22 protein-coding genes are annotated in these 21,385 nt (G+C 34.3%); 12 read left to right on the top strand and 10 right to left on the bottom strand.

The window, feature by feature from the left end; all coding sequences use genetic code 11:
* Positions 1-93 precede the first annotated feature (93 nt).
* From GZ212_RS11145 to GZ212_RS11115, 7 genes are all read left to right on the top strand, one after another.
* The gene (locus GZ212_RS11145; RefSeq protein ID WP_206080436.1) at positions 94-1,911 is read left to right on the top strand and encodes an OstA-like protein; all 1,818 of its coding nucleotides are present in this window, start codon (positions 94-96) and stop codon (positions 1,909-1,911) included.
* Complete coding sequence (locus tag GZ212_RS11140) at positions 1,898-3,100, top strand: aspartate aminotransferase family protein (protein WP_240923804.1); 1,203 nt, start codon at positions 1,898-1,900, stop codon at positions 3,098-3,100. Before GZ212_RS11145 ends, GZ212_RS11140 begins: the two co-directional genes overlap by 14 nt.
* 143 nt (positions 3,101-3,243) lie before the next feature.
* Positions 3,244-4,629 (top strand): tetratricopeptide repeat protein, encoded by a 1,386-nt coding sequence (locus GZ212_RS11135; RefSeq protein WP_053971624.1) that lies wholly within the window; start codon positions 3,244-3,246, stop codon positions 4,627-4,629.
* 58 nt (positions 4,630-4,687) lie between these two features.
* Positions 4,688-5,701, top strand: a complete 1,014-nt coding sequence (locus tag GZ212_RS11130; RefSeq protein WP_166960175.1) for a DUF368 domain-containing protein — start codon at positions 4,688-4,690, stop codon at positions 5,699-5,701.
* Positions 5,702-6,724: a DUF368 domain-containing protein gene (locus tag GZ212_RS11125; protein WP_166960172.1), complete on the top strand. Its 1,023-nt coding sequence runs from the start codon at positions 5,702-5,704 to the stop codon at positions 6,722-6,724.
* Positions 6,717-7,457 carry a shikimate dehydrogenase gene (locus GZ212_RS11120; RefSeq protein WP_166960169.1) on the top strand — a complete coding sequence of 247 codons (741 nt, stop codon included), beginning with the start codon at positions 6,717-6,719 and terminating at the stop codon, positions 7,455-7,457. Before GZ212_RS11125 ends, GZ212_RS11120 begins: the two co-directional genes overlap by 8 nt.
* Positions 7,458-7,549: 92 nt before the next feature.
* The gene (locus GZ212_RS11115; protein WP_166960166.1) at positions 7,550-9,469 is read left to right on the top strand and encodes a DUF349 domain-containing protein; all 1,920 of its coding nucleotides are present in this window, start codon (positions 7,550-7,552) and stop codon (positions 9,467-9,469) included.
* A 250-nt stretch (positions 9,470-9,719) separates the two neighbouring features.
* Here the strand turns inward: GZ212_RS11115 and mazG are convergent, their stop codons facing one another.
* The 4 genes from mazG to ruvX form a co-directional block, all read right to left on the bottom strand.
* The gene (gene mazG / locus GZ212_RS11110; RefSeq protein WP_166960163.1) at positions 9,720-10,493 is read right to left on the bottom strand and encodes a nucleoside triphosphate pyrophosphohydrolase; all 774 of its coding nucleotides are present in this window, start codon (positions 10,491-10,493) and stop codon (positions 9,720-9,722) included.
* Positions 10,494-10,580: 87 nt separating this feature from the next.
* Positions 10,581-11,006 (bottom strand): DUF5606 domain-containing protein, encoded by a 426-nt coding sequence (locus GZ212_RS11105; RefSeq protein ID WP_053971618.1) that lies wholly within the window; start codon positions 11,004-11,006, stop codon positions 10,581-10,583.
* A 40-nt stretch (positions 11,007-11,046) separates the two neighbouring features.
* On the bottom strand, positions 11,047-11,637 hold the full coding sequence (gene def / locus GZ212_RS11100; RefSeq protein WP_166960160.1) for a peptide deformylase: 591 nt from the start codon (positions 11,635-11,637) through the stop codon (positions 11,047-11,049).
* Between the two features lie 89 nt (positions 11,638-11,726).
* Positions 11,727-12,137 (bottom strand): Holliday junction resolvase RuvX, encoded by a 411-nt coding sequence (gene ruvX, locus GZ212_RS11095; protein WP_053971616.1) that lies wholly within the window; start codon positions 12,135-12,137, stop codon positions 11,727-11,729.
* Between the two features lie 110 nt (positions 12,138-12,247).
* Between ruvX and GZ212_RS11090 the strand changes: the two genes are divergently transcribed.
* Positions 12,248-13,063 (top strand): 2,3,4,5-tetrahydropyridine-2,6-dicarboxylate N-succinyltransferase, encoded by an 816-nt coding sequence (locus GZ212_RS11090; RefSeq protein ID WP_166960158.1) that lies wholly within the window; start codon positions 12,248-12,250, stop codon positions 13,061-13,063.
* Positions 13,064-13,112: 49 nt separating this feature from the next.
* Here the strand turns inward: GZ212_RS11090 and GZ212_RS11085 are convergent, their stop codons facing one another.
* On the bottom strand, positions 13,113-13,892 hold the full coding sequence (locus tag GZ212_RS11085) for a lipopolysaccharide kinase InaA family protein (RefSeq protein ID WP_166960156.1): 780 nt from the start codon (positions 13,890-13,892) through the stop codon (positions 13,113-13,115).
* A gap of 77 nt (positions 13,893-13,969) precedes the next feature.
* Between GZ212_RS11085 and GZ212_RS11080 the strand changes: the two genes are divergently transcribed.
* Positions 13,970-15,031 (top strand): glycosyltransferase family 9 protein, encoded by a 1,062-nt coding sequence (locus GZ212_RS11080; protein WP_166960154.1) that lies wholly within the window; start codon positions 13,970-13,972, stop codon positions 15,029-15,031.
* The gene (locus tag GZ212_RS11075) at positions 15,028-15,615 is read left to right on the top strand and encodes a class I SAM-dependent methyltransferase (RefSeq protein WP_166960152.1); all 588 of its coding nucleotides are present in this window, start codon (positions 15,028-15,030) and stop codon (positions 15,613-15,615) included. Before GZ212_RS11080 ends, GZ212_RS11075 begins: the two co-directional genes overlap by 4 nt.
* On the opposite strand, the gene GZ212_RS11070 is transcribed toward GZ212_RS11075, so the two are convergent.
* A complete protein-coding gene (locus tag GZ212_RS11070) occupies positions 15,606-16,424 on the bottom strand; it encodes a glycosyltransferase family 2 protein (RefSeq protein ID WP_166960150.1) in 819 nt (272 codons plus the stop codon). The genes GZ212_RS11075 and GZ212_RS11070 overlap by 10 nt on opposite strands.
* Positions 16,425-16,432: 8 nt before the next feature.
* Positions 16,433-17,251, bottom strand: a complete 819-nt coding sequence (locus tag GZ212_RS11065; RefSeq protein ID WP_166960148.1) for a glycosyltransferase family 2 protein — start codon at positions 17,249-17,251, stop codon at positions 16,433-16,435.
* An 80-nt stretch (positions 17,252-17,331) separates the two neighbouring features.
* Here GZ212_RS11065 and GZ212_RS11060 point away from each other — a divergent pair, with 80 nt between their 5' ends.
* A complete protein-coding gene (locus GZ212_RS11060) occupies positions 17,332-18,069 on the top strand; it encodes a glycosyltransferase family 2 protein (protein ID WP_166960146.1) in 738 nt (245 codons plus the stop codon).
* Here the strand turns inward: GZ212_RS11060 and GZ212_RS11055 are convergent, their stop codons facing one another.
* A complete protein-coding gene (locus tag GZ212_RS11055; RefSeq protein WP_166960144.1) occupies positions 18,070-18,789 on the bottom strand; it encodes a polysaccharide deacetylase family protein in 720 nt (239 codons plus the stop codon).
* Positions 18,790-18,870: 81 nt separating this feature from the next.
* Between GZ212_RS11055 and GZ212_RS11050 the strand changes: the two genes are divergently transcribed.
* Complete coding sequence (locus GZ212_RS11050) at positions 18,871-19,617, top strand: glycosyltransferase family 2 protein (protein WP_166960141.1); 747 nt, start codon at positions 18,871-18,873, stop codon at positions 19,615-19,617.
* Between the two features lie 3 nt (positions 19,618-19,620).
* Here GZ212_RS11050 and GZ212_RS11045 read toward each other — a convergent pair whose 3' ends face one another.
* Both GZ212_RS11045 and GZ212_RS11040 read right to left on the bottom strand, forming a co-directional pair.
* Complete coding sequence (locus tag GZ212_RS11045) at positions 19,621-20,406, bottom strand: glycosyltransferase family 2 protein (RefSeq protein WP_166960138.1); 786 nt, start codon at positions 20,404-20,406, stop codon at positions 19,621-19,623.
* Positions 20,406-21,311: a hypothetical protein gene (locus tag GZ212_RS11040; RefSeq protein WP_166960136.1), complete on the bottom strand. Its 906-nt coding sequence runs from the start codon at positions 21,309-21,311 to the stop codon at positions 20,406-20,408. The genes GZ212_RS11045 and GZ212_RS11040 overlap by 1 nt, the downstream gene beginning before the upstream one ends.
* Positions 21,312-21,385: the final 74 nt, after the last annotated feature.

Raw genomic sequence — 21,385 nt, 5'->3', positions numbered from 1 at the left:
GTTTTTTGGCAGGTTTTTTTATTATTAAAAAAATCACAACACACGATAAAACATCATATTTATCACTATTTTTGACACCAAATTTTAGCTAGTTTGAAGATATTGAAGTCGTTATTTATTTTTTCCTTTTTTCTATTTGCTACCCAAATTTATTCTCAAGAGCCTAAGAAAATTGAAATAAAGTACGGTGGTTTTTTGGAAATCAAAGAAGAGGAAACACCTGGCTTAAAAGTGATGACAAGGGACGATTCCGGTCAAGTTCATGTAGTTCACGAAGGAGTTGACATGTACTGTGATCAAGCGCTTCTTTACAGCAATGAGAATTTTTTGGAAGCTTACGGGAATGTAAGCATGAAGCAGGGAGACACCATTAATATGACTGCTAAATATGCTGAATATAGTGGTCAAACCAAATTAGCATTTGCCAGTGGTGATGTAGTTCTAACCGAACCTAATTCTACATTGACTACAGACACCCTTTACTTTGACCGGTTAAAACAACAATCCTTTTATAGAACGGGAGGACGTGTGGTAAGAGATTCTTCAGGAACAATTACTAGTAGAATCGGTCGTTACTACATGGAAAGTAAAAAATATCAATTTGTCAAGGATGTCATTCTTGTTCATCCAGAATACACCATCAACACCAACCAACTTGATTTCTATTCAGAATCGGGTTATGCCTATTTGTATGGCCCTTCAACCATTACGACTGCCGATAGTAAAACTTATTGTGAAAAAGGGTTTTATGATACGGAACGGAAAATAGGTCATGGAGTCAAGAATACCCGAATTGATTATGACAACCGAATTTTTGAAGGTGATAGTATGTACTTTGATAACAACCGGAGCTTTGCTTCTGCCACTAACAACATTAAAGTAACTGACACCATCAACAATAGCGTTATTAAAGGCCATTATGCCGAAGTTTACAAAGACAAAGATTCCGTGTTCATCACCAAAAGAGCCCTTGCTATTTCCGTTCAGGAAAAGGATTCCATTTACATGCATGCGGATACCTTAATGGTAACGGGAAAGCCAGAAAAACGGATTACTAGGGCATTTAGAAATGTGAAGATGTATAAATCAGACATGAGTGGAAAAGCAGATTCGATACATGTTGACCACGAAAAAGGATTGACCCAAATGATTAATTTGGCGAGATTATCGTCCAAAGATGCGTTTGCCGTAAAGCGACGTCCTGTTCTATGGAATGAGGAAAATCAAATGACCGGGGATACCATTCACATATATTCCAATCCTAAAACAGAAACAATTGATTCCTTATATGTTTTTTATGATGCCTTTTTGGTGAGTCAAGACACCATAAGTGAAGATGGCTTTAATCAAGTAAAAGGAAAAACCCTTACTGGTTTTTTTGATGAGACGAATAAACTTAAAACAGTTTATATCAACAAAAATGCTGAGTCTATTTTTTACGCTCGTGATGACAAGCAGGAATTAATTGGCATTGACAAAGCTAAATCTGGTAGTATTACTATTGAGTTTAACAATGGTGAATTAGAAAGCTATTACAGGGCGCAACAACCAGATGCTATCACATACCCAGAATCGCAATTTCCAAAAAATGCCCGTAAACTGAAAGATTTTGATTGGAGAGGCGACGAAAGACCTATGAGTGTTGAAGATTTATTCTCTGACGACCCTCCTTTGGAATTACCAAAAATCAAAGGTATTGATGATTATGTGCCTCAGGAAGAGTTTTTTGATGAAGAGATGATGGAACGAGTAAAAAAAGCAGAGGAAGAGGAAAGAAAATCTAATTCTAATATAAAGGAAGAAGATCCCACAAAAGCATCAAGACAAATTCCAAAAAAGGAATTGATAGAATTAAAAAAAGACCCTAAAGATCAATTGTCCCAACCCTTGAAAAATAATGATGACAATTAACGTGACATCTAACGATTTCTTTAAATATCAAGCCCAAACCTCGCCTAATCCTTTGGCCATGGAAATTTCCCATGCGAAGGGATCCTTTATATATGATAGTCAAGGAAAGGCTTATTTAGATTTTGTTGCAGGAGTATCTGCCTGTACTTTAGGTCATTGCCATCCTCGTGTAGTTGAGGCTATCAAACATCAAGCTGAAGAGTATCTTCATGTTATGGTATATGGGGAATACATTCAAAAACCAGCTGTTGAGCTAGCCAAATTTTTAGGAAAAAACCTTCCAAGTCCATTAGAAAAAACCTATTTAACAAACTCTGGGACAGAAGCGATTGAAGGCGCTTTAAAACTTGCTAAACGTGCAACCGGCAGAAGCGAGATTATTTCTGCCAAAAATGCCTACCATGGAAATACCATGGGCTCCATGAGTGTTATGGGCTATGAAGAACGCAAAAGAGCCTTCCGCCCATTGCTCCCTGATATTCGATTTATTGAATTTAATAATGAGGAACACTTAAAACTAATTACGAAGCAAACTGCAGGTGTTATTTTAGAAACCATTCAAGGAGGTGCCGGCTTTATTACTCCCAAGAATGATTACTTAAATAAAGTAAAAGAGCGTTGCGAAAAAGTTGGTGCTTTGCTGATACTTGATGAAATTCAACCAGGTATTGGAAGAACAGGAAAGCTTTTTGGGTTTGAACACTACAACTGTGTACCTGATATTTTGGTTATGGGAAAAGGACTCGCAGGAGGCATGCCTGTAGGTGCCTTCACCGCCTCTACAAAATTAATGGACCTTTTAATGAGTGAGCCTAAATTTGGACATATTACCACTTTTGGTGGGCATCCTGTTATTTCCGCCGCTGCTCTTGCAACACTAAAGGAGGTTACCCAACATAATTTGATGACCCAAGCCCTTGAAAAGGAAGCACTTTTTAGAAAAGAACTGTCTCACCCATTAATAACCGGTATCAGAGGAAAAGGTTTGATGCTTGCAGCCATGACTCCGTCAGCTGATATAACAAATGAAGTTGTTTTGCGTTGTCAAGAAAAGGGATTGATTTTATTTTGGTTATTATTTGAACCTAAAGCAATAAGAATAACCCCTCCCCTTACCATTTCAAATGAAGAAATTATAAAAGGGTGTCAAATCATCAAAGAAGTACTTGATGAAATCCAGAACGGATAAAAGAACCAATCAACTGACTATCAGCTTGTAACAATTTTAAAATGTCATCGTGTTGATTATTTTGTTAAAAACATTTACAAAATTTTAACGAATGACCTAATTTGAATGCTACATTTAATAGCATAAATCTTATAAATGTGCCTATGGAGTTTAGTCCCAACGAGAACAATGTACCCTTGACAAAGTTCGAGTCAATGCTTAAGACTAACAATGTTTTATTTTTTGATTCAGAGGAATTTGAAGACATCATCCATCACTATCTTTCTTTAGGAAAAATTGCTTTAGCTAAAAAAGCGCTTAAACTTGGGTTGCAACAGCATCCAACCTCATCAAACTTGAAACTTTATAAAGTTGAACTTTATGTGTTTGAAAACAAGTTTGAAGAAGCAGAAGTCCTACTGGATGAGTTACACGACCTTGAACCTACTAATGAGGAGGTTTACATTCAAAAAGCCAATATTTTATCCAAAAAGGATGAGCACGAAAAAGCTATTGAAGTTCTAAAGTATTCTTTAGAATTGACGGATGACGTGGAAGATATTTATTCTCTTATCGGTATGGAATATCTTTTCTTGGACAATTTTGAAGAAGCCAAATTTTATTTCATGAAGTGCATGGAGTGCGATCAAAACGATTTTTCAGCACTTTACAACATGATTTATTGTTTTGATTTCCTAGAGCAACATGAAGAAGCTATTGAATATCTAAATACCTTTTTGGACCAAAATCCCTATTGTGAGGTAGCTTGGCATCAATTAGGAAAACAATACTTTTCATTAAAGGAGTATAAAAAAGCATTGGCCGCCTACGAATTTGCCATTTTTTCTGATGATACTTTTGTAGGAGCCTACCTAGAAAAAGGAAAAGTTTTAGAAAAACTAGGCCGCTATGAAGAAGCTTTGGAATATTACTCTTTAACATTAAAATTAGAAGAACCCACCTCTTTTGCCCTATTAAGAATTGGACATTGCTATGAAAAGCTAAATCAAGATGACTTAGCCATTCAATATTTCACACGTACAGTCCATGAAGATCCCCTTTTAGATAAAGGTTGGCTTGCCATTACAAAGTTTTATACTAAAAAACATAATTACAAGAAAGCCCTGTATTATATCAATAAGGCTATCAATATTGATTCAGAAAATGTTTTGTACTGGAAGCAATATGCCCAACTGAACCATCGTTTAAATTTTCTTGAAGAAGCTGAAAATGGTTATAAGAAAGCCTTGGAATTGGGAAACTATGAGCTCAACACTTGGTTGACTCGAGGCGATATTTTATTGAAACTAGGAGAACCTGAAGCTGCCATTTACAACTTTTTACAAGCCATTGAATTCTACCCTGAAAATCCGGAAATAGAATTTAGATTAGGCGGACTTTACTACTTTATCCATGAAAATGATAAAGGAAGATACCATCTGAAAAACGCCATGAAATCAAATTCGGAATACGCGTTTATTTTGGAAGAATTGTTCCCTAATATTTATGAAACAACCCAAGTTAAAAACTTACTGAAAAAGGCAAGTTAAACAAATTGGTGTATCCAAAATTGTATACCTTTGGAATTCGTTTTTTTAATTCCAAAGAATGCAAAGACATCTCAAGGACTATTTTATCATATCCCTAAAGGGCGTTGCTATGGGAGCCGCTGACGCCGTACCAGGTGTTTCTGGGGGAACCATTGCTTTTATTGCTGGTATTTATGAGGAACTCATCAATACTATTGGCAATGTTAATTTCAGTTTATTCACAACCTTTAGAAAACATGGGCTTAAAGCCTTTTGGAATCAACTAAACGGCGGATTTCTTATAGCACTTCTATTAGGAATTGTCACCAGTTTTGTAACCTTCATGCAACTGGCTAAATACCTTATTGAATATCACCCAGTTCTTATCTGGTCTTTTTTCTTTGGTTTGATATTGGCCAGCATCTATTTTGTTGGAAAGCAAATAAAAAAGTGGAACCCGCTCACCTTTATTTCAATCATTATTGGCTCTTTAATCGCCTTTTACGTAACAACATTGCCTTCTTTGGGAGGAAATGACCATCCTTTGTTTTTGAGTTTAACTGGTGCTTTAGCTATTTGTGCCATGATTTTACCTGGTATTTCAGGCTCCTTTATATTAGTCATTTTAGGTGCGTATAAAACTTTAAGCGATGCTCTTCATAATTTTGATTTCAAAAGGATTTTGTTGTTTATAGCCGGGGCAGTTGTAGGATTGCTTACATTCAGCAGGATATTAAAATGGCTCTTCAAAAATTACTATAATACGACTTTGGCTTTATTAACAGGATTCATTATTGGGTCTCTGAATAAAATTTGGCCATGGAAAGAGACTTTAACCGTATTAAAAAATGAGACTGGAGAAGTAGTTCCTTTTCAATCCATATCCGATTTTGGAACATTAGCCGTTTATCAAAAAGACATGCAAAATTTTGAAACCCTGAAAACGGTAACTGAACAGAGCGTTTCGCCATTTCATTATAGTACTATAAATAATCAATTGGTCGAAAGCCAATTGGGATGGGCTATTGCTTTAACCATTTTAGGTTTTTTAACTATTTTCCTATTGGAAAGAATAGGTAACAAACAAGAATAAATGCAACACAAAATAAGGACATTCCAAGACAAATTCTTTCTGGTTCTTAAAGGACTAGCAATGGGAGCTGCCAATAAGGTTCCTGGAGTTTCTGGAGGGGTGGTCGCTTTTGTTGCTGGTTTTTATGAGGAGTTTATTTTTTCCTTACAAAGGATAAACGGAAAGGCCCTTAAGTTATTAATCAATAGACGCTTTAAGAGCTTCTATTTATATACCAATGGACGATTTCTTAGCCTTCTGATTTTTGGAATGGTTGTCAGCTATTTTAGTGTTTCCAAACTTTTGGATTTTCTTATCAGAAATTATGAGTTATATGTTTGGAGTGCCTTTTTTGGTATGATCGTGGGTTCTATACATTATATTAATAAAGACTTTAATGACTGGAATAAGAAGACACGAGCCGCAGTTCTCATTGGGGTAATTGTAGGATTGAGTATTAGTTTTCTTCCCCCAGCGACCGAAAATGATCATCTTCTATTTGTTTTTTTCTGCGGTATGATTAGTGTTACAGGCATGACTTTACCGGGATTCTCTGGGTCCTTTATTCTAATTTTATTAGGAAATTATGTACTGCTTTTGGTTGATTCCGTTAACGCGCTTTATGATACCATAAAGAATGTCATCCAATGGGATTTCAGTTTCCTTGATAATGAAGAAAGAATGCGAATGTTAAAAATACTGGCCGTCTTCACCATCGGATCCTTGGCTGGATTGGTTACTTTTTCACACATCTTGAATTATATTTTAAAGCATTACAAAAGCATAACAACAGCATCCATTATAGGGTTTATCATCGGTTCGCTAGGAGTCGTTTGGCCTTGGAAAGAAACGGTTTATAAAATAAATGCTTCTGGTGAATTCATTCATGATTCTGGAGGAGCCAAGGTCATTAAAAATTACAGACGTTTTCTTCCGGAATTGACTGGAGAAACATACATCGCTTTTGCATTCATCGTAATAGGCATTGCCATAGTTTGGGGATTGGGTGTCTACGGAGACAAAACCAGAAAGTCATATGGATAAATACGGTCTTTTAGGAAAAAATATTTCTTATTCCTTTTCTAGAAATTACTTTAACACCAAGTTTGAAAGACAAAACATAGATGCCGTTTATGAAAATTTCGATCTATCCGAAATTGAAAAATTTCCAGAAATAATAAAAAATAATCGGGATCTAAAGGGACTAAACGTCACCATTCCTTATAAAGAATCCATCATTCCATTTTTGGATGGTTTGGATAAAAAAGCTAAAAAAATTGGAGCTGTCAATACGATCAAAATTAATGAAGACGGCAAGCTTATTGGGCACAATACGGATTATTATGGTTTCAAAAACTCTCTAACCCCCCTTTTAAAACCAAAACACAAAAGAGCCCTTATTTTAGGCACTGGAGGTGCTAGTAAAGCCATTGCCTATGCATTAAAAAAGTTGGATTTAGAGTACCGATTTGTTTCGAGAACCGCAAGCAAAAAAGTGGACTTCACATATAAAGGGTTGACTTCGGATATCATCTCCTCTCATCAAATAATTATAAATTGTACCCCACTAGGAACCTTCCCAAAAATTGAAGACCATCCAAACATTCCATACTTAGGTATAACTTCTAATCATATTTTGTACGATCTTATCTACAATCCGGATGAAACAACATTTTTACGATTCGGAAGAGAAAAAAAAGCAATAACCATCAACGGACTTCAAATGTTAGAGTTACAAGCCGAAAAGGCCTGGAAAATCTGGAATAGGAAATCTTAATACCTCTAAATAGACTTGAAGTCTTTGTAAATATTCAACTTGTTATTATCTTTAACGCTACACATTTTTTATGAACCTAAACATTTTCAGAAATGTCAGAGAAAGATAACCTGCCAGAAGCAGATGGAATAGAAGAAAGCAAACAACCCATCGTTGAAGAAACCAAAAAGGATGAAGTAAGTGCTTCAGAAAATAATGAGCACGCCACCGAAGAGGAGGATGATGGTATTTCAGAAATCGATGATTCCAATGCAGAGGACGCAGAGGATGAGGGCAACCAAGATAGACACGTTATAGTCAAAAAGGATTATGACAAAATGTCTATGGATGATCTCGTCGATGAATTGAGCAAACTGGTACAAAATGAAAAGGTTCAAGCCATAAAATCTCATGTAGAAGACATAAAAAATGAGTTCAAATCTAAGTTTGATACTTTTCTGGATGAGAAAAAAGAAGAGTTTGTAAATGATGGAGGCAATGAGATTGATTTTTATTACTCAAGTCCACTTCAAAAAAGATTTAAGGATACTTATAGGGAATATCGTAATAAACTAAATACCCATTATAAAAGTATTGAACGAAGCTTAAAGGATAATTTGGTTGAAAGGGAAGAAATTATTGAAGAGATTAAAGGCTTATTAAATGTTGAAGAAAATATCAATTCAACCTATAAACACTTCAAGGAATTACAAGAAAGATGGAAACACGCTGGTCCCATACCTCGGGATAGATATAACAATACTTGGAACAATTACCACCATCACGTTGAACGCTTTTATGACTTTTTACATTTAAATAGAGACCTAAGGGATCTTGATTTCAAACACAATTACGAACAGAAATTAAAAATCATAGAACGCGCCGAGGAATTGGCCAAAGAAAATGATGTCAATCATTCGTTCAGAGAATTACAGGTTTTACATAAAATGTGGAAGGAAGAGTTAGGACCGGTTGGTAAAGAACATCGTGAAGAAGTTTGGAATCGATTCAAAGCGGCAACTAAAGCCATCCATCAAAAAAGGCAAGCCTTTTTCTCAGAATTGGAAAAAGATTACGAGAAGAATCTAGAAAAAAAGCAGGAAATCATAGAAAAAATAGAGGCTGTAACTTCTGGAGGAGCCAAATCTCATAATGAGTGGCAAAAGAAAATTAAGGAAATTGAAGCTCTAAGAGAAGAATTTTTTAGTGCGGGAAAAGTCCCTATTAAAGTGAATGAAGCTACTTGGGCCAAATTCAAACAAGCCGTAAGGACCTTTAATAGAAATAAAAATGCCTTTTATAAGAATCTTAAAAAGGAGCAATATGATAACCTACAGAAAAAGCTTGAATTAATTCAAATTGCTGAAGACAATCAAGAAAATGAAGATTTTGAAGCCACTACTCCAATCATGAAGAAAATCCAAAATGATTGGAAAAAAATTGGTCATGTACCAAGAAAAAGCAGTGACAAAATCTGGAAGCAATTTAAAAAAGCCTGTAATCACTATTTTGACAGACTCCATGAAGCCAAAGATGAAGCCAATAAAGAAGGTATGGAGGCTTACAACAAAAAGAATGATCTATTAAAAGAAATTAAAGGGCTTGAATTAACAGGAAATAAAGAAGAAACCATTGAGGTTATCAAAGAATATATAAGTAAGTGGCAAGAAGCTGGAAATGTCCCTTCTAACAAAAGATACATTGAAGGAAAACTTAACAATGCCCTCGACCATATCTTTAAGGAATTAAAAATGGACCGAAGTGAGGCCGAATTAATTAAGTTCGATAATAAATTGGAAGTCCTAAACAATGAAGATGATAGCCGAAGACTGGATAACGAACGAGCCTTTATTAGAAAGAAAATTCAGGAAGTCAAGAGTGAAATCAATCAATTGGAAAACAACCTTCAGTTTTTCTCTAATGTTGACGAAACAAATCCAATGGTAAAAGAAGTCCTTGATAATATTCAGAAACACAAAGATTCTCTTGAGATTTGGAAAACAAAATTGGTTAAAATTAAAGAGTTGTATTAATCAACTCTTAATTTTACCACACCTCTAAAAACAACTAAACCCTATCTGGAGTTTCCAAATAGGGTTTTAGCTTCTAACTAAACTAACTAAACAGTTATTTTTTTCCCAACTAAAAAATAACCTACTTACGTTAAATGACACAATTAAGGTAAGAAATGATTCTGCTATTAATCTACTTATGAATATGAACGTGTCATTTGGTATTATATACGGGGATAAAACTGTTTTGGATTTCGAAGATTAAAAAAAATTATATTTTTTTTGCTTCCTCCCAAAAAACGTCCATTTCTGCGAGGGTCATGTCCTTTAATTCTTTGTTCAATTCCTTAGCCTTACCTTCTAAATATTGAAATCTTTTAGAGAATTTTTTATTCGTTCGTTCAAGAGCATTTTCAGGGTTGACTTTTAAAAATCTTGCATAATTCACCATAGAAAACAACACGTCACCAAACTCACTTTCTATGGCATCTTTATTATCCTCAACTATCTCATGCTGCAATTCTTCAATCTCTTCCTTTAATTTTTCCCAGACTTGATGTGGTTCTTCCCAATCAAATCCAACCCCAGAAACCTTGTCTTGTATGCGATTTGCCTTAACTAAAGCAGGAAGGCTTTTAGGAACTCCCTCCAAAACACTCTTCTTACCTTCCTTTAATTTAAGATTTTCCCAATTGCGCTTCACATCCTCTTCATCTTTAACCTGTACATCTCCATAAATATGGGGATGCCTATCTACCAATTTATCACAAATACTGTGACAGACATCGGCGATATCAAAATCATTGGTTTCACTTCCTATTTTGGCATAAAAAACAATATGTAACAACACATCACCTAGCTCCTTCTTAACCTCTTGCAAATCATTGTCTAAAATAGCATCTCCCAACTCATAGGTTTCCTCAATAGTCAAGTGCCTTAGAGATTCCATGGTTTGTTTTTTATCCCAAGGGCATTTTTCCCTCAAATCATCCATGATATCCAACAATCTATTAAATGCCTTTAATTGGTCTGCTCTTGTATTCATATTTTTATTTTCAAGATAGGTTATAAATGAAAAAAATCTGGTTGAAAGAACCAGATTTTATAAATATTTTTTAAACATATGATAGGACTATTCTTCCTCGTCTGAAGCCTTAACTTTTTCACTAGCTTCAAAGTCCATCATATCGTGTTTTTGTAATAAGTTATACCATTGGATTACTTTTTTGATATCACTCACATACACTCTATCTTCATCATAATCCGGTAATACTTCAAAAAAGTATTCCTCCAATTGGTCTTTAGAATCCTTATGAGAAACAGACGTTGCCCCTCCATCTTCCTTTTCCTTAATCTTTTTGAAAACCTCCCTAAGTGGCACCTCTTCTGTTAGCGTATAAACTGCAATTTCACTTAATAGGCTAACATTTTGATGAATACTCACTGATATTTTTTTCTTGTCAATTAAAGATTCAGCAATAAAACCCGTGCGGGTTTGTGTTAATAATTTGTATAATCCTGGTTTACCAGCAATAGATAATACTTTTTCTAAACTCATAAATTTGTAAAGTCTAATTAATTAATCTTCAATAAGGGTGTTATCTTCTTTTTTTCATATTAGGAAACTTCATTCTGTAGTCCACTTTGATATTTCCTTTGGAAATATTGGATAGTTTCCCTTTTATTAAACGTTTCTTCAAACTGGAAAGTTTATCAGTAAAAAGAATGCCGTCAATATGGTCGTATTCATGTTGGATAATTCTAGCCGCCAATCCATCAAAAACTTCGGTGTGGGATTCAAAATTTTCATCTTGATATTCCATCGTAATTCGCGGTTTTCTAAACACATCTTCTCTCACATCTGGAATGCTCAAACAGCCCTCATTAAACGCCCATTCATCACCTTCTTCCATTAAAATTTTCGCATTGATGAAGGTTTTTTTAAATGTTTTTAAATAAGCTTGCTCATCATCTGAAAGAGATTCGTCTTCTGCAAATGGAGAAGCATCCACAACAAACAATCTGATGGCCAAACCAATTTGAGGTGCTGCCAAACCAACTCCGAACGCTTGATCCATGGTCTCATACATATTATCAATCAGTTCATTAAGCTTGGGATAATCTTTACTTATTTCCTCCCCTACCTTTTTTAAAACCGGATCTCCGTATGCAACAATTGGTAATACCATTTTAATTCATTTATAATTGGGCACAAAAATACAATTCTTAAAGCTTAATCACATAATAATTATGGGATTTAAGAAAGCTTTAAACATCTCTATTGATTATACAGGTAACTTTGAAGAATTAGGGTCGCGCTAATTTCATCAATTAACGATTTGTCTCTCCGCTTTTTTTTGGACAATCCACTATCAATCATGGTTTGAAAAGCCATTTTTGAAGTAAACCTCTCGTCTACTCTCTCTATGGGTATTTTAGGAAATTGGTTTTGAAGTTTCTCCAAAAAAGGTTTAATTAAGACTTCACTTTCAGACTCTTGATTGTTCATCTGTTTAGGTTCCCCAACAATGAACTTTTCCACTTGCTCCTTCTCACAATAATCTTTAAGAAAAGGCAACAACTCTTTGGTTTCAACGGTAGTCAAACCAGAGGCAATGATTTGAAGTTCATCAGTTATTGCAATTCCTGTGCGTACCTTTCCATAATCTATGGCCAATAATCTTCCCATTCTGCAAATTTATAATAAGTATCCATTATGAAGCTATTTTTCCAAATTATACTGTTTGCACTATTGATATTTGATCTAAACTGTATCTTTGCACAAATAAATTTTTTGAGATGACCGATTTAAAAAACATTATAGAAAAAGCTTGGGATGATCGTTCCTTGCTAACAGAAGAAATCACCATTAACGCTATAAGAGAAGTAATTTCACTTTTAGATGCAGGTGTTTTAAGAGTTGCTAATCCTACCGAGGATGGCTGGCAAGTAAATGAATGGATTAAAAAAGCCGTAGTTTTATATTTCCCTATTCAAAAAATGGAAACCTTTGAAGTTGGAATTTTTGAATACCATGATAAAATTCCATTAAAAACCGGATATGCAGAAAAAGGAATTAGGGTTGTTCCTCATGCTGTGGCACGTCATGGTGCTTACATTTCTAAAGGAGTTATTATGATGCCTAGTTATGTTAACATTGGCGCTTTTGTAGATGAAGGAACTATGGTTGATACCTGGGCTACCGTTGGTAGTTGTGCACAAATCGGCAAAAATGTACACCTTTCTGGAGGCGTTGGTATTGGTGGCGTTTTAGAGCCATTGCAAGCAGCTCCTGTTATTATTGAGGACAATGCTTTTATAGGTAGTAGATGTATCGTTGTGGAAGGCGTAAAAGTAGAAAAAGAGGCTGTATTGGGCGCCAACGTGGTTTTGACTGCTTCAACAAAAATAATAGATGTTACAGGCGATGAACCTGTGGAAATGAAAGGTATTGTCCCTGCTAGATCGGTGGTTATTCCAGGAAGTTATTCTAAAGAATTTGCTGCAGGAACCTTTAATGTTCCATGTGCTTTAATCATTGGTAAAAGAAAAGAAAGCACTGATAAAAAGACTTCTTTAAACAACGCGCTTCGTGAATATGACGTTGCGGTTTAAAATAAATTTAACCGAATTTGAAAACCCAAAGGTGTAACGCTTTTGGGTTTTATTTTTTAAAATTCATTTTCCTTCCGCTTCTTCTAAGTTTTTTACTATTTATTTTCTTTTGGAAGGCCCTACTATGCTTAAACATAGCATCATAAACTTCACTCTCAGGTCTATTACATAGCTTGGCATATTTTTTTGACATGATATCAACCATGGTCTTGGAAAGCCACAACCGCCTAAAATTGTGCATCCGTTTTTCAAAACCCATCGGTTCAAATACCATACGATTCAAATCGATTAAGAAGAATTGATATGTTCCTTGGCCTTGATTCAAAATCAAAGTATTTCCAGGAGAATGATCTAAAAAATTAATACCATTCTCATGTAATTGAAAAGTAAACTCGGTAAATTGTTCCAAGATATTTTGGCGATCAGGAAACCGAGGTTGATGAATCAAATCCCTAAAGTCAAAATCATAGTCTATATGTTTGCTTACATAGAAACTGGAATCCAAACCTATTGATGAAAAATCTTCTACATAAGCAATTGGAAACGGCGTAGAAATTCCCAGATTTATAAGTTTTCTCGCATATTCAAATGACCTTTTGGCCTTCGATTCTCTAAGATACTTATAAACAAATGCTTGAAAAAATTGTGGTTTTTTAAACGATTTGATGTTAATAATCTCACTACCTAATGAAAAGGATTTAATAATATTTCTTCCTCCATCTAAAACCAGATCCCCTTCCTTTTTGAATGATTCAATACAATCCAAAATTTCAGATTCAAATTCCTTATAATCAGGATGAACAACCACATGTCTTTTAGAATCACTCATACGCGATCAAAGATATATGAATTGATTTTTTAATAAAAGGAGAAAAAGCAATAATTTGCATGTATGTTTACACATCAATGAAGAAAATACTGGTCATACAAAACAAGCGAATTGGAGATGTTTTAATCGCATCTGTTATCGCTCAAAACATCAAAAAGGTTTTTCCAAAATCTCAGGTTGATTATCTGGTATATGATTATACAGCAGATGTCATAAGACATAATCCGGCCATTGACAACATCATTGAAATCAATGAAAAAGAACTTAAAAAAGCCGACAATCTTATACAGTTAGCCTTAAAAATAAGGAAGGATAAGTATGATATTATTTTTGATCCTTATGCCAAATTGCAAAGCCGAGTTATTTGCCTATTATCAAAAACCCCTACAAGAATTGGTTTTAAAAAACGAGAAAAAAAACCACCTTTAAACTTTTACACTCATAACATTCCCTTACTAAAAAAGAAATCTAAAAGTTGTGGAAAAGCCATTGAAGATCGTGTAAATATGGTTAAATCGGTCTTTGACCTTATGGAAGACCAAATTGACTACGAACCCAAAATTGTTTTAACAGAAAAGGAAAAAAATTACAATAAAATAGATTTATACAAACCTTGCATTATGCTTGGAGTTTTGGGTAGTACCCCCCAAAAAACCATGCCTTATGATTTTATTGTAGAAATTATTAACTTTATAACTAACACCTACAACCTGAATATCATATTTAATTATGCCCCACACCAAAAGGATGAAGCCTTAATAATTTATAACCAGTGTGAAAATAAAGACAAGATTATTATAGACATTTATGAAGACAGCGTAAGGGGATTAATTAAGCTGTTAAACCAATGCCAATTACTAGTAGGAAACGAAGGAGGTGTGGTTCATATTGCCAAGGCATTGAATAGACCAACTTTCACCATTTTTTCTCCTTATGTCAATAAAGATCATTGGGCCACTTTTGAGGATGGCAAAATACATCAATCGATTCATCTTTTAGAAGAGAAACCCAACCTGTATGATTCTTTTACTGTTGAAGAAAGACGAAAAATAGAAAAAGATCCCCACGAGCTTTATAAAAAATTAACCCCCGATATGATTATCCCCAAATTGAAATCATTTTTAGAGATGAATTTATGAACACAATAGATAGATTTCATTCTTGGAGAAGAAAACTCCGCTGGGATAAGCAGTATAAATCAGGCCGTTGGGATTTACTCAAGGATGAGTCTGAAAGTGTGAGATACCTCACCATTTCAGAGCACATTAGAACCTATGGTATTTCAAACCCTGATATTTTGGCTCTAGGTTGTGGAGAGGCTATTTTATTGGATTATTTACTTCCTGAAGATTACAATCTTTTTTATGGCGTAGATTTTTCAGCGATTTCGATTGAAAAAGCTATTAAAAAGCAACATTTTAAAGCTCAATTTGAAACCAACGATGTTCAATTGTTTGAACCAAAACAAAAGTTTGACATCATCATTTTCAATGAAATTTTTTATTACATCATGGATTCCAAGAAAAAACCAGTTCTAGAATTGATGAAATCTTATCTGAATCCCAACGGTATTATAATAGTTTCCATGTTTAGAGAGCGCCCTGAATGTTGGGACTTTTTTCAACGAAAAGACCTTCACGCTGTTGATTTTAAAACTGTAGAGAGTGAAGTTTCAGATAAATATTGGAAAATCGGTGTGTTTTCTAAAAAGCTTCAGGACTGATTGATACCATAATCTGTCCAGGTCTTTTTCTTTGATTTGGTTTCCTTTCTTATTTGTTTGTTCCGGTCGAAATCTACAGTATTTTTATACCCTCTTTCATGATGCAAATGAACACAAATCAAACTGTATCTGGCCTGAATAGGTTTAATACCTAGATTCATTAAGCGTTCACCCAGTTCTCTATCTTCCCCACCATATTTCATGCGCTCATCAAATCCATTTACCGCTAGAATGTCCTTTTTCCAGCCTGATGCATTCATCCCATCCCATGTGGCTTTGGTAGGAGTCCATTGATTAAGTAGATTTTCCTTTAATCCCCTAGATGTCAATTTGTTCAATTTAAAATTTTTCTTTAATCCTTGCTTGATCAACCAAAACTTATCAAAACAATATTGATTACATATATCCTCTTTTGAAATCTTTTCGGAAATCATTTTAGGTAATTTAAAATAGCCCCCAGACAAGAACGCTTTGGGCTTTCTTAAAGTCAAATGTTTTTCTACAAAATCCTTCCTTGGGATGCAATCACCATCAGTAAAGATTAGATAAGGCGACTTGGACGCCCTTATGGCCTTATTTAAAATTCGGTTCTTTTGAAACCCTTCGTCTTCTTGCCAAATATGCTTTATGGCATAGGAGGTTTGCTTTTTGAAGTTTTGAATGATTTGATAAGTATCCATTTTTGAACCATCATCGGCTACAATAATCTCGAAGTTTTGATGTGTCTGTTGCGCATACCCCAATAAAACCTTGTACAACCAATCTGGTTGGTTATAAGTACTGATTATTATTGATGCATCATATTTCATACATCAAACTACTTTTTGATGATTCCAAAGTCGGTCCAGACTTTTTTCTCTTCTTTAGTTTCCTTTCTTATCAGCAGGTTTTTGTCTATGGAATCTTGATTTTTATAGCCTCGTTTATGATCCAAATGCACACAAACTGCACTGTATCTTATTTGTTTGCTTTTAACACCGTAATTAAATAATCGCTCTCCCAACTCTCTATCTTGGCCTCCATATTGCATCCTCTCATCAAACCCATTAATAGCAATAATATCCTTTTTCCAGCCCGAGGCGTTATGACCATTCCAACTGGCATTAGTAGGTGTTACATAATTTAAAAAAGCAGCTTTAAATCCCGAAGCAGTTAACTTATTATTCTTGAAAGACGATTTTAATCCATGATGCTTTAACCAAGCGACATCAAAACACTTCCCTTCATTAATATCTTCTTCAGTAATAAGTTTTGAAATATTCATGGGCAACATAAAATAACCTCCAGAAATAAAGAACCCTTCCTCTCTATATTTAACGTGTTGTTCAACAAAATCTTGCCTTGGAATGCAATCGCCATCAGACATCAAAATATAATCTGTAGAGCATGCAACAATGGCTTTATTCAAGATTTGTGATTTCTGAAAACCGTTGTCTTCATGCCAAATATGCTGAATTTTATAAAATACCTTATTTGACATTTCCTCAATCAAATCAAAGGTTTCTTTACCCGACCCATCATCTGCAATTACTATTTCAAATTGTCTATAAGTCTGGTTATTATATCCAATAAGAACCTTTTCTAACCATTCAGGAGAATTATATGTGCTTATTACTATTGATGTGTCAATTTTCATGAAAATACTGCTGTTAAAAGGCCTTTTATTTGATACCACAAAGATAAAGTTATTTTAATAACTTTGCCTTAAAACAGCCTATGCCTACCTTATCGGTCATCATTCCTACCTTTAATGAGGAACACTATATTGCTGATGCGTTGCATTCGGTCCAATTTGCTGATGAGATATTAGTCGTAGACTCCATGAGTACCGATAAAACAGTGCAAATAGCCAAATCCTTTGGAGCCCGAGTTTTACCTAGAAAATTTGACAACTTTTCCAATCAAAAAAACCATGCTTTATCCTATGCTACTGGGGATTGGATTTTGTTTGTTGATGCTGATGAAAGGATCACCTTTCCTTTAAAAAAGGAAATTTATGATGCGATGGAAAAAGGTACACATACTGCCTACAAACTTAATTTCCCCCATTTTTTTATGAATCGGTTTTTATATCATCACGACAATGATGTAACACGTCTAGTTTTAAGAGAAAAATGTCATTTTGAGGGATTGGTGCATGAAAAATTGATTGTAAATGGCAGCATCGGAAAACTTAAAACTCCAGTACTACATTTCACCTATAAAGGCTTAGCACATTATATCGGTAAAAAAGATAGCTATGCGTGGTTTCAGGCTGAACAATTATTGAAGAAAAATAAAAAGGTTACTTATTTTCATTTGGCTTTTAAACCGTTTTACCGGTTTTTCAGTAGTTATATTTTAAGGGGTGGATTCTTGGATGGCATTCCAGGATTAGCCATTGCGAGCATCAATGCTTATGGTGTTTTTTCCAGATATGCCAAATTGATGTTACTGAAGAAAAACATGAGTTAACTAAAACCAACTTTTTCCTTTTTTAAGCCGTTTAATAAAAGTTTTCAAATCATACTCTCCCTTCACGTCAATACGCTGTATCTCATACAAATTTTTAAACGGATATTGATTGACGCGATTTCCGATTCTTAATCCATATCCTATTTTGTTTTCATGAAGGAGCTTAAAAAAAGTTGTTTGCTCTTCTCCTTTTTTAGGATATTTTCCATACGGATAGGCCAATGTATTATGAACAACTAAGCTATTATTCTGAATAAATTCCTTACAGAGATCAAAATCCTCTTGAATTGCTTCTACACTCATTTGATCATATTTCCCATGATTAAAACTATGAAGCCCCAACTCAACTATTTCTTCATTTAAGGATTTTAATTGGTCAATCGTCATGATTTTTTCCTTACCTGTATTCCAATTATCCAAGCCACCAACATAAGCAAAGGGAATATAAAAACAGGCCTTTAGTCCATATTTCTCCAATAAGGGATAAGCATGAATTAATTGATTTTCATAGACATCATCAAATGTAATAATGACTGCTTTTTCAGGAAAATCAGCCTCAGATTTAAAAACGGACAAATCTTTAAAATGCACGGAAGTGTACCCATGACTTTTCAAATAAGCAAATTGCTCCTCTAGTTTTGAAACACTAACCGCCAATCCCTCACTTTCATTAGTGCTATCTACTACATTATGATACATCAAAACAGGTAATTTTGCCATGGTTTAGGTTTTAATTCAAATAAATTTAAGCTTATTTCTTACTTTTGACACAAAGATAATAAGCCCATTCCAGAAACCAACATGATAAGCGCGGTTGCCATCACTTACAACGAAAGCCAGAATATTGAGCGATACATTAAAAGCTTATCATTTGCCGACGAAATAATTATTGTAGATTCCCATAGTACAGACAATACGGTTTCACTAGCAGAATCCTTGGGAGCCAAAGTGATTCAAAGAACGTTTGAAAATTTTTCAGATCAAAAAAACTTTGCGCTTTCATTGGCCAAACATGACTGGGTTACCTTTTTTGATTTGGATGAATTAATCAACTCAAGTTTAGCTGATGAAATAATTTCTACGGTTAAAAACGAACCTAAATTCCAAGCGTATGAGGTGAAAAGGAACTTTCACTTTATGGGAAAACGCATTAAACATTCTGGTTTTCAAACCGATAAAGTTGCTCGTCTGTTTAACAAAAATTATTGTCATTACAATTCCAACTTGGTTCATGAAACTTTAATTTGTGAGGGTTCCACAGGCGTTTTAAACCAACCTTTGGAGCATTATGGCTATCAAGGGTTTGACCATTACAACAACAAGTTAACGCAATACAGTGACCTACAAGCTAAAGATTTATATCAAAAGAATGTCAGGCCCAATTTGTACCACTTTCTATTTAAACCGTGGTACAAATTTGTTCAAAATTATGTTTTCAGATTAGGTTTTTTGGATGGTAAAGAAGGGTTTATTCTCTGTTATGTTAATGCTTTTGCCGTTTTTAAAAGATACATTAAACTATGGTTAATGTACAGGCACCTGAATTAAAGATTATAAATATTGGTCTATTCCCAATTTACACCAAGTGATATTGTTTTTAATGGTCTCCTTTTCAATTTTATCATTTCGATCTAATTGATCTCTTGATTTTTCTGGGTGAAATATATGAAATACAATGCCCCTATACCTCAATCGTCTTCCATTGACACCAGAATTAAGTAAGCGAATTGCAAATTCTGAATCTTCTCTACCCCATCCTTGAATGGACTCATTATAACCATTTACCCTTATGGCATCTTCTCTAAAGTAAGATGTATTACATCCTCTATATTTGCTTGAAAATTCAGAGTGCTCTTTATATAATGAGCTTAATAGTGGTAAGTACAGAGCTCTCGTTCTTTTCTTTATTCCCCGAGAAAATGGAGAAAACTTTATCTGTTTATTTTCAAACAAGGTTTCTAAATAATTTTTTTGAATATTTACCCTGCTACCATATAAATACATATTGTTTGAAGCAAAACTCAAATGGTCATTCACAAAATGCCTATGTAGAATACAATCACCATCCGCTTGAATAATATAGTCACCACTAGCTTTAGCAATTGCCTTGTTTAGAATGACCGCCTTTCTAAACCCTTTATCCTCATGCCAAATATGAATTAAAGGAATCTCAAACTTTTCCGAATAAGAGGTCAATAATGATTTAGTTTCCTCATCCTCCCCATCTTCAGCAACAATAATTTCACTTGGCATCTTCGATTGATTTTGAATACTTTTCAAAACCAATTCCAAAGCTTGAGGCCAATTATAGGTACTTATGATTAATGTACTTGTCATTAGAAATAGGATTCGAATTCAGGCTTTTTACCCAATTTGAAAATCTTTAAATGTTTAAACCATTGACCAAAATTCTTTTTAGCTAAAAAGAATTTAGAAGGCTTTAAATGAGGTGCATTTTCAACTTCCCTTTTAACATCAATTAAGTCCTTTGATTTGAAATACCCTAAGGATTTCCAAAGGTCTTTGTTACTTAAATAAAACAAATCAGAAAACTGCTCATAGTTTGTATCGTTAGCCTTTTTCCATTTATCAAAGAATTCCTCATTGATTTGATGACTGTGACCCCAATTTTCCAATTTAAAAGCAAGGTCCTTTTCTGTTCTTGCTAAACATTCATGTATTAACAACGCATCTGTGTAAATAATACGTTCCTTAGTCTTTCTCGCTACTTTGTAATTGGGGTAATTGGTAGCTATTACCATCTTAGTAGGATTTTCCACATATAGAACCCCCGTTTCCAGATTCTTATAAAGATTTAAATGCCATCCCCCTAGTTGAATGGGATGGGTTTCTGGTCGATCTAAATAATGATTTAATGTTCTTAATTTGGCAACAAATGTTTTAAAATCTGTAAAGACCTCATCTGCATCGATTTGCACCAACCAATTTCCAATGCCCATTTTCATGGATAGCATATGCCTTTCTCTTGTATCGTTTTGAAGTGGAGATAGTTCAGGTACATAAAAATTATCCTTGTAAACTTGAATCTTCCCCTTTTGATCAAATGCTTCAAGCCACTTAAAAAAAGAATCCTCTATAGTAAATGATTTTCCAGACCATGTTCGCATTTCTTGATCCAAAGCCAAGAAAATAGAATCTGCTTCATCATACACCGCTGGAATAGATTTTTTGAGTTTCTCATAATCATAGGACAATAGAAATCCCACTTGGATCTTTTTCATAGAACTTGAATGTTTCAAACAAAAATATAAAAAACATTAGGCTAGGTCATCAATAAATTAATTTCCTTTATTTT

Origin of the sequence: Mangrovimonas sp. CR14, assembly GCF_011764015.1 — a bacterium.
Taxonomy (GTDB): domain Bacteria; phylum Bacteroidota; class Bacteroidia; order Flavobacteriales; family Flavobacteriaceae; genus Mangrovimonas; species Mangrovimonas futianensis.
Note: the sequence above shows the minus strand (reverse complement) of the source record. Positions and strands in the feature narration are given on the sequence as shown.